Here is a 13,377-nt window from a genome sequence, read left to right as displayed (position 1 = left end):
GCGAGGGGCAGGATGGAGACATGACGGCACCCGGCAACGGCAGTGAGCGCCCGCAGCAGGTCCTCGTCGTGGGCCCGGACGGGCGCCCGGTCGGCGCGATGCCCGTGCCGGCCCCCGGCCCGGCCGACGGCGACGGCCCGCCCGGCGTCGGCGAGATGATCGAGCAGCCGGCCAAGGTCATGCGGATCGGCACGATGATCAAACAGCTGCTCGAGGAGGTGCGGGCGGCGCCCCTCGACGAGGCCAGCCGCGCCCGGCTGCGCGACATCCACGCCTCGTCGATCCGCGAGCTCGAGCAGGGCCTCGCGCCCGAGCTCAGTGAGGAGCTGCGGCGCATCACCTCGCCGTTCAGCGAGGGCGAGACGCCGTCGGACGCCGAGCTGCGGATCGCCCAGGCCCAGCTCGTCGGCTGGCTCGAGGGCGTGTTCCAGGGCATCCAGACGGCGCTGGTCGCCCAGCAGATGGCCGCCCGGGCGCAGCTCGAGGAGATCCGCCGGCGCGCCCTGCCCGGGGGTCCCACCACCGGCGAACCCCGCCCCGGCGGCGGCCAGTACCTGTAGCGCGGGGCTCCGCCGGGATCAGGTGACCTGATCCTCGGGCGTCCTCCCTCACGGCAGACGGTGCGGGAGGACGCGCTGCGGTGAGGGAGGACCTCGTCGTCCACAGTTCCGGCCGGGCCGTTCCCCCGGGCGGTGCCCGTCCCGAGACTGACCGCGTGTCCCCCGCTCTCGAGGCCGCGGCGCGACGACGCGGCGGCGTCTTCACCGTCCACGACGCCCGGCGTGCCGGCTACCTCCCCGACGACGTCCGCGGCGCCGTGCGCACCCGGGCCTGGCACCGCCTGCGCCGCGGCGTGTACGTGTCGACGGCGCGGTGGCTGGCGACGGCCGAGGACCCCCGCGCGCGCCACCTGCTGCTGTGCGCCGCCGCGCTCGCCGTCCTGGGGCCCGGTCCGGTGCTGAGCCACACGTCGGCGGCCCGTTTCCACCGCCTCGTCCTACCGCGCGGGGTCGACGACGACGTGCGCCTCACGCAGCCCGACGAGTGGCGGTGCGGGCGGGGCTACCGGATCGCGGCGGCCGCCCTGCCACCGGAGGACGTCGTGGACGCCGGGGCGGTCCGGGCGACCACCGCGGCGCGCACGCTCGTCGACTGTGCGCGCGACTGGCCCCTCGTCGACGCCGTGGTCGCCATGGACGCGGCGATGCAGGGACGGCAGGTGGCACGGGACGCCATAGAGGCCGCCGTCCTGCGACAGACGCACTGGGTGGGCATCGGGGCCGCCGCCCGTGCGGTCGGCCTCGCTGACGGCCGCGCCGAGTCGCCCCTGGAGACGCGGGGGCGGCTGGCGCTGCTGCAGGCGGGACTCCCGCGGCCCGAGTTGCAGGTGGAGCTGCACGGCCCCCGCGGCCTCCTCGGCCGGGTCGACGCCTGGTACGAGGAGGCGGCGCTGGCCATCGAGTTCGACGGCCGCGTGAAGTACGCCGCGCCGCGCGACGGCCGCACGCCGGAGGCGGTGCTGTGGGACGAGAAGCGGCGTGAGGACCGGATCCGCGAGCACGACGTCCGCGTCGTCCGCGTCACGCAGGAGGACCTCGGTCCCTCCAGCCCGGTGCTCGCGCGGGTGGCCCGGCTGCTCGCCCAGCCGCTGGCCGGCCCACGGTCGTTCCGGGTGCACCGGCGCCCCGAGCCGGGACCCGACCCCGAGGACGCCGTCGCCTGAGCGGCCGCGCCACGACGCGCGGACGACGTCCTCCCTCACCGCCGGGCGTCCTCCCTCACGGTGGGCGGTGAGGGAGGACGCCCGATGATCAGGTCACCTGATCCCGGCGGGGACCGCCTACACGGAGAAGCGGCGGACGGCGTCCTGCAGCTCCCCGCTCATCCGGGCGAGCTCCGCCGCGGCCCGGCGGGCGTCGTCGACGCGGGCGCTGGTCTGCTGGGTGCCGTCGGCCAGGCCGGTGATCGCCGCGGCGATCTGGCGGGTGCCGCCGGCGGCCTCGGCCACGTTGCGGTTCATCTCGTTGGTGGTCGCCGTCTGCTCCTCGACCGCCGCCGCGATGGTCGCCTGGAAGTCGTTGATCTCGCCGATCACGGAGCTGATCCGGCTGATCGCCTCGACGGCGCCCGCGGTGTCGGCCTGGATGGCCTCGACCCGGCGGGAGATGTCCTCGGTGGCGCGCGCGGTCTCCTGCGCGAGCTCCTTGACCTCGCTGGCCACGACGGCGAAGCCCTTGCCCGCCTCCCCGGCCCGCGCCGCCTCGATGGTGGCGTTGAGGGCCAGCAGGTTGGTCTGCTCGGCGATGCCGTTGATGAGCTTGACCACGGTGGCGATCTCCTGCGAGGAGTCGCCGAGCTTGCCGACGGTCCGGGTCGTGGTCTCCGCGACGCCCACCGCCTGACCGGCCACGCGGGCGGCCTCGGCGGCGTTGTGCGCGATCTCGCGGATCGCGCTCTCCATCTGCGACGAGCCGGTGGCCACGGTGTCGACGCTGGCGGCGACCTCGCCGGCCGAGGCGACGACGACGCCGGTCTGGTCGGACGCGGCGCGGGAGACCTCGGCGATGCCGCCGGCCGCGGCGTCGAGCTGGGTGGAGGCGCCCTGCAGCCGGTCGGCGGACCCGCGGACCAGCGTGAGCACGCCGCCGAGGGCGTCGAGGGTCTCGTCCAGCGAGCGGGCCACCTCGCCCAGCTCGCCGCCGCCGGTGGCCCCGGCGCGCACCGTCAGGTCACCGCCGGCGACCTCGGCGAGCACCTCGCGGATCCGCTGCACCGGCCGGGTCACGCTGCGCGCCACCAGCAGCGCGAGCACGACGGAGACGACCAGGCCGAGCCCGACGACGACGAGCGTGAGGGTGCGGGCGGCGGCGTAGGCGTCCTCGGCCTCGGTGACCGTCTCCCCGGCGGACGCGGCGGCCGCCGCCGTGGCCGCGGTCAGCGACTCCTCGATCACGTCCTCGTTCTGCGACATGGTCTGCAGCAGCGGCAGCGCGCTCGGCGAGGTCGGCGGCAGGGCCTGCAGCTGCGCCAGCGCGGTCAGGTAGGTCTCCGACGCGGTCCGGTACTCCTCGAACCCGGCGCGGGCCTCCCCGGACAGCGGCATCCCGGCCACGGCCTCGGCGTCGGTGACCATCGCCTCGCCCGCGGCGGCCGCGGACTCCCGCGCCTCCTGGACGGTCGCCGCCGGCAGCGTCGGGATGTTGGCCCGGGCGGTGTGCGCCGACAGCTCCCACCAGTCGACCTGCAGCCGGCGCAGGCCGTCGAGCGGCACGGCGCCCTCGTCGTGGACCTGGTCGGCCTTGTCCGCGAGGACCGACATGCGCTGGATGCCGAACAGCCCGACACCCAGGGTGGTCAGCGCGACGACGAGGATCGCGCCGAGCAGCCTCGTGTGCAGGCTCCACCCGGAGGAGGTGGGCTCGGCGGGCGTCGTCGGGACGCGGGCAGGGGTCTGGCTCATCGATCGCCTTCCGTGGCGGGGTGCCGGTCGCTCCGACACATCGGCAGGGAAGGGCCGATCTCAAGCCGGGGCTACAGAGCTGAGAGGAAGGTCGCGACGCCGTCGTCGTCGTTGCCGACGGTGACGTCGGTGGCGGCGGCGAGCAGGTCCGGGTGGGCGTGGGCCATGGCCACGGCCCGCCCGCCGGCCTCCCGCACCCAGTCGAAGGCGGCGATGTCGTTGGGCATGTCCCCGAAGACGACGACGTCCTCGGGACCGACGCCGTGCCGGGCGGCGACCCGGGCCAGCCCGCTGGCCTTGGTGACCCCGTGCGCGGAGATCTCGGCGAGGGCGTCGGAGGAGGAGTTGGTGACCGTCGCCCGGTCACCCACCACGCGCTCCACCAGCGCGACGAAGGAGTCGCGGTCCATGTCCTCGTGCCGGGCCAGCAGCTTCGCCGCGGGCGCCGCGACCATCTCCTCCAGCGGGGCCTCGGCGACGCCGGGCGCGTCGACGTCCCACCGCGGCCGGTACACCGGCTCGTGACGGAACTCCAGGCCGTACTCGACGGCGAACCAGGTGTCCGGCTGCTCGGCACGCAGCCCGGCGGTGATCTCGGCCAGCACCGCCGGGGGCAGCGCCTCCTCCTCGAGGATCTCGAAGCGCCCGAGGTCGAGCAGCACCGCTCCGTTGCAGCAGACGGCGGTGCCGGTCGTGACGACCTGCCGGATTCGGTGCATCCAGCGGGGCGGCCGGCCGGTGGCGAGGACGACGGGGACGCCGTCGTCCTGCCAGCGGCGCAGCTCGGCGACCGTGGCGTCGCTGACGGTGTCGTCGGAGCGCAGCAGCGTGCCGTCCATGTCGCTGGCGATCAGCCGGGGGCGCCAGTCAGACACCGGCGAGCACCGCCTCGAGGTAGGAGGCGACGCCGTCGGCGTCGTGCCCGCCGGTGAGCGCGCCGGCCGCCGCCCGGACGGCGGGGTGGGCGTTGGCCACCGCGACCGCGCGGCCGCCGGCCTCGGTGACCGCGGTGATCATCGGCAGGTCGTTGGGCATGTCGCCGAAGACGAGCACGTCGGCGAGCCCGACGCCGTGGTGGTCGAGCGCGACGGCCAGCCCGGTGGCCTTGGTGACACCCGGTGGCAGCACCTCGATGAAGCCCAGCCCGGCGTGGGTGACCTCGGCCTCGGCCGGGTCGACCACCCGCCGGGCGCGGGCCAGCAGCTCGTCCTGGCCGAGGGAGGACGAGCGCAGGAACACCTTGAGCACCGCGCCCTCGGGGATCACCGCGTGCCGCGGCAGCAGGTGCGCCGGCTCGGGATAGGGCCAGTCGAAGCCGTGCTGCACCCGCAGCGGCGCGAGCGCCTCGGCCTGCTCGGCGGCGTCCTCCACGGCCAGGATCAGGTCGCCGGCGACCGCCTCGATGCGCGCGATGACGGCCTCGGCCTGCGAGCGCGGCAGCCCGACGGTGCGCAGCACCTCGTCGCGCTCGAGGTCGACGACGTAGCCGCCCTGCGCGAGCACCGCGATGCCCCGACCGTCGAGCGCCGTGCGGACGCTGTCGAGCAGCCGCGGCCCGCGCCCGGTGACGCCGACGACCGGGATGCCGGCGGCCCAGCAGGCGTCCAGCGCGGCGCGGGTGCGCGGGCTGACCACGCCGGCGGAGGTGAGCAGGGTGCCGTCGAGGTCGGTGGCCACCAGCCGCGGGCGCCAGCTCCCGAGGTCGCCGGGCTCGACGACCCGGTCGGCGTCCGGGGAGGGGACGTGCCCGGAGAGGACGGCGCGGGGCGCGGGCCCGCTCATGCGGCCGCCGGCGGCACCGGTGCGGCCAGCGTCATGCCGGGTGTGAGCACCTCGTGCCCGCCGAGCCAGGGCCGCAGCGCCACCGGGACGTGCACCGACCCGTCGGCGCGCTGGTGCACCTCGAGCAGGCAGGCGATGGTGCGGGCGATCGCGCACAGCGTGCCGTTGAGCGTGGCGGCCGGCTGCGGCCTCCCGTCGGCGTCGCGGTGGCGGATGGCCAGCCGGCGGGCCTGGAAGGTGGTGCAGTCCGACGTGCTGGTCAGCTCCCGGTAGGTGCCCTGGCTGGGGAACCACGCCTCGATGTCGTACTTGCGGGCGGCGCTGGTGCCGAGGTCGCCGGCGGCGATGTCGACGACGCGGTAGGGCAGTTCGAGCGCCTGGAGGAACTCCTCCTCCCAGGCCAGCAGCCGCAGGTGCTCGGCGGCGCTGTCCTCGGGGCGGCAGAAGCTGAACATCTCGACCTTGTCGAACCAGTGCACGCGGATGATCCCGCGGGTGTCCTTGCCGTAGGAGCCGGCCTCGCGGCGGAAGCAGGACGACCAGCCGGCGTAGCGGCGGGGGCCGGAGGAGAGGTCGAGCACCTCGTCGGCGTGCATGCCGGCCAGCGCGACCTCGGAGGTGCCCACGAGGTAGAGGTCGTCGCGCTCGATCCGGTAGACCTCCTCGTCGTGCTCGCCGAGGAAGCCGGTGCCCTCCATGGCGTGCGGCTTGACCAGCGCCGGGGCGACGACGGGGGTGAAGCCGGCGGCCACCGCGCGGGTGATCGCCAGCTGGGCGAGCGCGAACTCCAGCAGCGCCCCCGGGCCGGTGAGGAAGTAGAAGCGGGCCCCGGAGACCTTCGCACCGCGCTCCACGTCGATGGCGCCGAGGGCCTCGCCGACCTGCAGGTGGTCGCGGACCTCGAAGTCGTAGCGGGGCACCTCGCCGACGGTGCGCAGCGTCACCGCGTCGTCCTCGCCGCCGGGCGGGACGCCGTCGGCGACCACGTTCGGGATGGCCAGGTGCGCCTCGCGCAGCGCGGCGTCGGCCGCGCGCTGGGCCTCCTCGGCCTCCTTGACCTGCGCCGCGAGCGCCTTGGCGCGCTCCAGGACGGCGGGCCGCTCCTCCTTGCTGGCGCCGCGCACCGCCTGGGAGGCCGCCTTCTGCTCGGCCCGCAGGTCGTCGGCGCGCCGGACCGCCTCGCGGCGGGCGGCGTCGGCGGCCAGGAGCGCGTCGACCCGGGACTCGTCGGCGCCGCGGGCGCGCTGGCTGGCACGGACGACGTCGGGGTGCTCGCGCACCAGGCGCAGGTCGATCACCCCCCGATCGTAGGAGCGCACCGCGGCGGGCACCCCGGCGGCGCGGGGCGGCCTCCCGCATCCGGGTGGGTCCGCGCGGCCGAACACCGGGTACAGGCGTCCGGGAGGAGGTCTCCGTGGCCCGACCCGCGCCCGGCAGCCGGGGACGCTGGCTGCTGCTGGCCACCGCCGTCGCCCAGGCGGCCGCCCCGCCGCTGGCCGGCTTCGAGCAGGGCTCGGGCAGCGACCCGGTGCTGGTGCCGCCCGGACCGTTCTTCGCCATCTGGGGGCCGGTCGTCCTCGGCTGCCTGGCCGCGGCGGTGTACGGCCTCCCGCTGCGGCGCGCGACGGCGGACCCCTGGCGCCGCGTGCAGGTGCCGCTGTCGCTGGCGCAGGTCGGCTTCGTGCTGTGGCTGGTAGCCGCGGCGGCGGCGCCCGCCCTGACCGTCCCCGTCTTCGCGGCGATGCTCGCGGCGCTGCTGGTCTGCCTGCGGACGGTCGTCGCGACGCCGGCCGACCGGACCACCCGCCTGCTGCTCGGCGGCACCGTCGGCCTCTACGCCGGGTGGACCAGCGCCGCGGTCTGGGTGAACACGGCCACCGTCCTGCCCGGGCGGCTGGTCGACGGCACCGTAGTCCCCGCGCTGTTGCTGGCCGGCGCCGCGGCGACCGCTGCCGCCGTCGCCTGGCGGGTGCACGGGCAGCCCGCCTACGTGGTCGCCGCGAGCTGGGCGCTGCTCGGCGCGCTCGTCTCCACCCTCGGCGCCGGGGCGACGGCGCTCGGGCTGGTCGCCGGGACCGGGCTGGCCGTGGTGGTCGCGGTCGCGCTGGTGTCCGCCCGCCGTCCCGCGCCGCGGGCCGGGCGCTGAGCAGCGCGGTCCCGGGAGACACGCGGAGGGACCTCGCCCGCGCGGCCGCTGCGGGACAATGGGGTCCATGCGCTTCATCGGCGGCAACCGCCCGGCCACCGACCTCACCTATGCCGACGTCTTCATGGTGCCCAACCACAGCACCGTGGGCTCGCGGCTCGAGGTCGACCTGACCACGCCGGACCGGGTGGGCACCACCATCCCGGTCGTCGTCGCCAACATGACGGCGATCAGCGGCCGCCGGATGGCCGAGACGATCGCCCGCCGCGGCGGCCTGGCGGTGCTCCCGCAGGACATCCCGGTCGACGTCGTGACCGAGGTCGTCTCCTGGGTGCACGCCCGCCACCCGGTCTACGACACCGCGATCACGCTGGCCCCGACGTCGACCGTCGGCGAGGCGCTGTCGCTGATGACCAAGCGGGCGCACGGCATCGTCGTGGTGGTCGACGACGGCGTGCCGGTGGGCGTGGTCACCGACGGCGCCTGCCGCGGCGTGGACCGGTTCAGCCAGCTCGGCCAGGTCATGGCCGAGCACCCGCTGACCATCCCCGCGGGCACCGACCTGCCCAAGGTGTTCGACGTGCTCTCCGGTGAGCGGGTCAGCGCCGCGCCGGTGGTGGAGGGCGACCGGCTGGTCGGCGTCATCACCCGCAAGGGCGCGCTGCGCTCGACGCTCTACACCCCGGCGGTCAACGCGACCGGGCAGCTGCTCACCTCGGCCGCCGTCGGCATCAACGGCGACGTCGCCGGCAAGGCGTCGGCGCTGCTGGCCGCCGGTGTCGACGTGCTCGTCGTCGACACCGCGCACGGCCACCAGGAGAAGGCGGTCGAGGCGGTGCGCGCGGTGCGCGCGGTGGCCGGGTCGACGCCGGTCGTGGCGGGCAACGTGGTCACCGCCGAGGGCACCCGCGACCTCGTCCAGGCCGGCGCCGACGTCGTCAAGGTCGGCGTCGGGCCGGGCGCCATGTGCACCACCCGGATGATGACCGGCGTCGGGCGGCCGCAGTTCTCCGCCGTCGAGGAGTGCGCCGCCGAGGCCCGCCGGCTCGGCCGGCACGTGTGGGCCGACGGCGGGGTGCGCCACCCGCGCGACGTCGCGCTGGCCCTGGCCGCGGGCGCGGCCAACGTGATGGTCGGTTCGTGGTTCGCCGGCACCTACGAGAGCGCCGGCGACATCCACGACGACGGCGGCCGGCTGTACAAGGAGTCCTTCGGCATGGCGTCGGCGCGCGCGGTCAAGGCGCGGACGGCGGCGCAGAGCGGCTTCGAGCGGGCCCGCGCCGGGCTGTTCGAGGAGGGGATCAGCTCCTCGCGCATGTACCTCGACCCGGCCCGGCCCGGCGTGGAGGACCTGGTCGACGGCATCGTCGCGGGGGTGCGCTCGTCGTGCACCTACGCCGGTGCCCGCACCATCGACGAGCTGCACGAGCGGGCCGTGGTGGGGGTGCAGAGCGCGGCCGGCTACGAGGAGGGCCGCCCGCTGCCGACCAGCTGGTGAGGCCGCTCCCCCGCGAGGTCTTCGAGTCGCTGGTCGCCGATGCCCTCGACGCGGTCCCGGCCGAGCTCATGGCGCTGCTGGACAACGTCGTCGTCCTGGTCGAGGACCGCAACGAGGACGAGCCCGACCTGCTGGGCCTCTACGAGGGCTACGCGCTCACCGAGCGCGGCTGGCAGTACGGCGGGACGCTGCCCGACCGGATCATGGTCTACCGCGAGGCCATCTGCGACATCTGCGAGACCGCCGAGGAGGTGGTCGAGGAGGTGACGGTGACCGTCGTCCACGAGATCGCCCACCACTTCGGCATCAGCGACGAGCGGCTGCACGAGCTCGGGTGGGGGTGAAGGACCTCCTCGCCCCCCACCGCTCGCGAGCTCGCGGCGGGCCCCTGCGAGGGAGCCGTTCCAGTACGTCACCACGTACGGTGACCGCGTGCCATCCGACGTCGCCAAGGGCAGCGGACTGCCGATCAAGATGCTGCACGACCGGATCCTCGTGTCGCTGCGCAGGGAGGACGGCGAGCGGCGCTCGACCGGCGGCATCCTCATCCCGGCGACCGCGCAGGTGGCCAAGCGGCTGGTGTGGGGCGAGGCGCGCGGGGTCGGCTCGAGCGTGCGGCAGGTGAAGGTCGGCGACCAGGTGCTCTTCTCCCCCGAGGACCAGCACGAGGTCGAGGTGCACGGCGAGGAGCTGGTCATCCTCCGCGAGCGCGACGTGCACGCCGTCGCCGCCGAGCGGATCGAGGAGTCCACCGGCCTGTACCTGTAACGCCGAGGCATAGGAGGCTTTCCGCACGTCTCGGGCGCCGAGACGTGCGGAGAGCTTCCTATGCCTGGAGAAGCGCTCAGCGGTGGGCCACCACCACCTCGGTCACCGCCGTGAGGAACCGGCGGACCACCGCGACCTCGGCGTCGGACATGTCCGCCATCGCCCCCACCACGTCGCGCTGCAGGCCGCCGAAGAACGCGGCGCCGGCGGCCATGGTCGGCTCGCTCATGTGCAGGACGACGCGGCGCCGGTCCTCGGGGTCGCGCACGCGGTGCACGTGCCCGGCCCGCTCGAGCCGGTCGACCAGCGCGGTCACCGACGCCGAGCTCAGGCCCACCGCCGCGCCGAGCGCGCCGGCCGTGAGCGGCTCCCCGCGGCGGGTGGCGTCCAGGATGGCCACCACGGCCCGCACGTCGGTGCGGCCCAGACCGTGCGCGTCGGCGAACCGCTGCCCGACTGCATCCACCTCCACGGTGAGACGCCGAAGGAGGAGTGCGACCTCCACCCGCTGGCCGTCGTTGCGCTCCATGTCCCACCCCCGTAATGTCTCGAACGTCTAGATTATCGCTGGTCGAGAGGAATGACCATGGCCCGTCGGGTCCGCTGGCTGCTCCCCCTGCTCGTCGTCCTCGCCTGGCTCGGCGCGGCCGCCCCCCTCGGTTCCCTCAGCGGCCAGCTGACCGGGCTCCAGGAGAACGACACCGCCGCCTTCCTCCCCGACAGCGCCGAGTCCACCCGGGTCGCGGAGCTCGCCCAGGCCTTCTCCCCCACCGAGGCCATCCCGGCGATCCTGCTCTGGGAGGGCGACGGGCCGCTCGACCAGGCCACGCTCGGCGCGGTCGGCGAGGCGGTGCAGGAGGCCACGGCCGTCGCCGACGAGGCCGGCGCCCTGGTGGCGCCCGCCTCCCCGCCGATCCCGTCGGAGGACGGCGAGGCGGTGCAAGCGGTGCTGCCGCTCAGCCCGGAGCTCGGCGACGAGATCGTGACCGTGGTCGAGGACATCCGCGCGGCGATCGCCGTCGACGGCACCGACTCCTTCGTCACCGGGCCGGGCGGCATCTTCGCCGACTTCGCCAACGGCTTCGCCGGCATCGACGGGCTGCTGCTGCTCGCGGCGTTCGGCGTGGTCCTGCTCATCCTGCTGGTGGTCTACCGCAGCCCGATCCTGCCGTTCCTGGTCATCGGCACCGCGGGCCTGGCGCTCACCGCGGGCAACGCCGTCGCCTACCTCCTGGCCGACGCCGACCTGATCACCGTCAACGGCCAGAGCCAGGGCATCGCGGCGATCCTGGTCGTCGGCGCGGCCACCGACTACGGCCTGCTGCTCGTCGCCCGCTTCCGCGAGGAACTGCAGCGCGAGCACTCCCGGTTCACCGCGATCCGGGTGGCCCTGCGCCGCTCGTGGGAGCCGATCGTGGCCTCGGGCGCGACCGTGGTCCTCGGCGTCCTCTGCCTGCTGTTCTCCGACCTGGCGTCCAACCGCGGGCTCGGGCCGATCTCGGCGGTCAGCGTCTCGCTCGCCGTCGTCGCGGCGCTGACCTTCCTGCCGGCCGCGCTGGCGCTGCTCGGCCGCGCCGCCTTCTGGCCCTTCCGCCCGCACGTCGGCCAGCGCCCGCGCGAGGGCCGTGGCTGGCAGCGGGTCGCGGCGCTGGTCGGCCGCCGGCCGCGGCGGGTCCTGGCCCTGAGCACGCTGGCGCTGGTGGCCGCGGCCGTCTTCGCGCCCACCTACGACGCGGACGGCATCACCTTCAGCGACGCCATCCGCGGCGAGTCCAACGGCGTCGACGGGCAGGAGGCGCTGGCCCGCCACTTCGACGCCGGCTCCGGCAGCCCCACCGTCGTCATCACCCCGGAGGGCAGCTGGCAGGAGGTGGCCGAGACGGCGGCCGCCGTGGAGGGCGTGGCCTCGGTCGCGCCGTTCACCGGCACCGACGGGCCGCCGCAGCCCGGTGCCGACCCGGCCGTCGTCGACGGGCAGGTCCGCCTCGACGTGACCCTCGCCGTGGCCGCCGACAGCACCGAGGCGATCGACGTCGTCCAGGAGCTGCGGACGGCGCTCGACGACGCCGACCCGGCCGCCCTGGTCGGCGGGGACACCGCGGCCAACCTCGACGCCCGCGAGACCGCGGCCCGCGACCTGCGGGTGATCGTGCCCAGCGTGCTGGTGGTCATCACCGTGGTGCTGGCCCTGCTGCTGCGCTCGCTGGTGGCCCCGCTGCTGCTGCTGGCCAGCGTCGTGCTCAGCGTCGGGGCGACGGTCGGCGTGGCCGCGCTGCTCTTCGACAGCGTGTTCGGCTTCCCCGGCAGCGACCCCGGCATCCTGCTCATCGGGTTCGTGTTCCTCGTCGCCCTGGGGATCGACTACAACATCTTCCTCATGACACGGGCTCGCGAGGAGTCCGAGAAGCACGGCACCCGCGACGGCGTCCTGCGGGCCCTGGCAGTGACCGGCGGGGTCATCACGTCGGCCGGGATGGTGCTGGCGGCCACCTTCGGGGCGCTGGCGGTGCTGCCGCTGCTGTTCCTGACCCAGCTGTCCTTCCTCGTCGGCTTCGGCGTCCTGCTCGACACCTTCGTCGTCCGCTCGCTGGTGGTGCCCTCGGCGGTGCACCTGCTGGGCGACCGCACGTGGTGGCCCAGCGCGCTGTCCCGCCGGCGCGCGCCCGAGCCGGAGCGCGAGCTGGAACCGGCCTGACGAAGGACCCTCCTGCCCCCCGCCACTCGCACGCTCGCGGCGGGCCCCTGCAGGAGGGCCGATCGCACGGGCCTTCGCCTACACCTCACCGTTTCGCACACGGGCCAGCCACTGCCCGGCCTCGGTGAAGGCCGCGTCGGCCGACTCGTCGGGGACCGGGCGGTTGGTGCGGCCGTCGGCCCGCGGGTAGGAGCCGAGGAAGCGCACGTCCTCGCACACCCGGTGCAGCGCGGCCAGCGCCTCGCCCACCCGGGCCTCGGCGACGTGGCCCTCGCAGTCGAGGGAGAAGGAGTAGACCCACAGCCGGTCGCGGGTGGGCCGCGACTCGATGCGGGTGAGGCTGATCCCGCGGACGGCGAACTCGCGCAGCACGTCGAGCAGGGCGCCGGTGCGGTCGGTGACGACGACCACCAGCGAGGTCTTGTCGTTGCCCGTCGGCGCCGGCAGCGCGCCGGGCCGGGAGACCAGCACGAAACGGGTGACCGCGCCCGGGTGGTCGGCGACGTCCTCGGCCAGCGGCACCAGCCCGTAGCGCTCGGCCGCGATCGGCGCGCAGACGGCGGCGTCGTGCTCGCCCTCGGCCACGGCGCGTGCGGCGGCCGCCGTCGAGGAGGCCGGGAGGGTCGGGACGCCGGGCAGCAGGCCGGCCACCGTGCGCGCGGTCTGGGCGAGCGCGTGCGGGTGGCTGACCACGCTGCGCACCCGGTCGGGGGTGGTGCCCGGGCGCACGGCGAGGACGAAGGAGACGGTCAGGAACACCTCGCGGACGACCACCAGCGGGTCGCCCTCGGCCAGGCCGTCCATCGTCGCGGGGACCGAGCCCTCGACCGAGTTCTCCAGCGGCACGAGGGCGGCGTCGGCCTCGCCGGCGCGCACCGCGGCCAGCGCCGCCGGGACACTCGCCGCCGGCTGCCGGACCCCCTCGCCAGGGGCGACGGCCCTGCTGAGCGCGGCTTCGGCGAAGGTACCCTCGGGCCCGAGATAGGCGAACCGCGTCGGAGGGGTCTGCAGCACCCGACGAGGGTAGT

The 13,377-nt window shown here is 75.6% G+C and carries 13 protein-coding genes; 7 read left to right on the top strand and 6 right to left on the bottom strand.

Going from position 1 to position 13,377, the window contains the following annotated elements:
- Window positions 1-20: 20 nt before the first annotated feature.
- Window positions 21-560 carry a bacterial proteasome activator family protein gene (locus ACI79V_RS19865; RefSeq protein ID WP_456892011.1) on the top strand — a complete coding sequence of 180 codons (540 nt, stop codon included), beginning with the start codon at window positions 21-23 and terminating at the stop codon, window positions 558-560.
- A 155-nt stretch (window positions 561-715) separates the two neighbouring features.
- Window positions 716-1,723, top strand: a complete 1,008-nt coding sequence (locus ACI79V_RS19860) for a hypothetical protein (RefSeq protein WP_456892009.1) — start codon at window positions 716-718, stop codon at window positions 1,721-1,723.
- A gap of 117 nt (window positions 1,724-1,840) precedes the next feature.
- Here the strand turns inward: ACI79V_RS19860 and ACI79V_RS19855 are convergent, their stop codons facing one another.
- The 4 genes from ACI79V_RS19855 to serS form a co-directional block, all read right to left on the bottom strand.
- A complete protein-coding gene (locus ACI79V_RS19855) occupies window positions 1,841-3,460 on the bottom strand; it encodes a methyl-accepting chemotaxis protein (protein ID WP_456892007.1) in 1,620 nt (539 codons plus the stop codon).
- A 71-nt stretch (window positions 3,461-3,531) separates the two neighbouring features.
- Window positions 3,532-4,335 carry an HAD-IIB family hydrolase gene (locus ACI79V_RS19850; protein ID WP_456892005.1) on the bottom strand — a complete coding sequence of 268 codons (804 nt, stop codon included), beginning with the start codon at window positions 4,333-4,335 and terminating at the stop codon, window positions 3,532-3,534.
- Window positions 4,328-5,242, bottom strand: a complete 915-nt coding sequence (locus ACI79V_RS19845; RefSeq protein ID WP_456876818.1) for an HAD family hydrolase — start codon at window positions 5,240-5,242, stop codon at window positions 4,328-4,330. Before ACI79V_RS19845 ends, ACI79V_RS19850 begins: the two co-directional genes overlap by 8 nt.
- A complete protein-coding gene (gene serS / locus ACI79V_RS19840) occupies window positions 5,239-6,540 on the bottom strand; it encodes a serine--tRNA ligase (protein WP_456892003.1) in 1,302 nt (433 codons plus the stop codon). Before serS ends, ACI79V_RS19845 begins: the two co-directional genes overlap by 4 nt.
- Window positions 6,541-6,656: 116 nt before the next feature.
- On the opposite strand from serS, the gene ACI79V_RS19835 reads away from it, so the two are divergent.
- The 4 genes from ACI79V_RS19835 (at window position 6,657) to ACI79V_RS19820 (ending at window position 9,654) form a co-directional block, all read left to right on the top strand.
- Window positions 6,657-7,388 carry a hypothetical protein gene (locus ACI79V_RS19835; protein WP_456892001.1) on the top strand — a complete coding sequence of 244 codons (732 nt, stop codon included), beginning with the start codon at window positions 6,657-6,659 and terminating at the stop codon, window positions 7,386-7,388.
- Between the two features lie 67 nt (window positions 7,389-7,455).
- Window positions 7,456-8,886 carry a GuaB1 family IMP dehydrogenase-related protein gene (locus ACI79V_RS19830; RefSeq protein WP_456891999.1) on the top strand — a complete coding sequence of 477 codons (1,431 nt, stop codon included), beginning with the start codon at window positions 7,456-7,458 and terminating at the stop codon, window positions 8,884-8,886.
- Complete coding sequence (locus ACI79V_RS19825) at window positions 8,883-9,230, top strand: metallopeptidase family protein (RefSeq protein WP_456891998.1); 348 nt, start codon at window positions 8,883-8,885, stop codon at window positions 9,228-9,230. The genes ACI79V_RS19830 and ACI79V_RS19825 overlap by 4 nt, the downstream gene beginning before the upstream one ends.
- Before the next feature lie 88 nt (window positions 9,231-9,318).
- Window positions 9,319-9,654, top strand: a complete 336-nt coding sequence (locus ACI79V_RS19820) for a GroES family chaperonin (protein ID WP_456876813.1) — start codon at window positions 9,319-9,321, stop codon at window positions 9,652-9,654.
- A gap of 76 nt (window positions 9,655-9,730) precedes the next feature.
- On the opposite strand, the gene ACI79V_RS19815 is transcribed toward ACI79V_RS19820, so the two are convergent.
- Window positions 9,731-10,183, bottom strand: a complete 453-nt coding sequence (locus ACI79V_RS19815) for a MarR family winged helix-turn-helix transcriptional regulator (protein ID WP_456876812.1) — start codon at window positions 10,181-10,183, stop codon at window positions 9,731-9,733.
- 57 nt (window positions 10,184-10,240) lie between these two features.
- On the opposite strand from ACI79V_RS19815, the gene ACI79V_RS19810 reads away from it, so the two are divergent.
- Window positions 10,241-12,349, top strand: coding sequence for an MMPL family transporter (locus ACI79V_RS19810; RefSeq protein WP_456891996.1), 2,109 nt, complete (start codon window positions 10,241-10,243; stop codon window positions 12,347-12,349).
- Between the two features lie 78 nt (window positions 12,350-12,427).
- Here ACI79V_RS19810 and pheA read toward each other — a convergent pair whose 3' ends face one another.
- Window positions 12,428-13,363 (bottom strand): prephenate dehydratase, encoded by a 936-nt coding sequence (pheA, locus tag ACI79V_RS19805; RefSeq protein WP_456891994.1) that lies wholly within the window; start codon window positions 13,361-13,363, stop codon window positions 12,428-12,430.
- Window positions 13,364-13,377 lie beyond the last annotated feature (14 nt).

The sequence above is a fragment of the Geodermatophilus sp. SYSU D00700 genome (assembly GCF_054050255.1).
The sequence above is the reverse complement of the archived record's forward strand: the minus strand, read 5'-3'. Positions and strand labels throughout refer to the sequence as shown.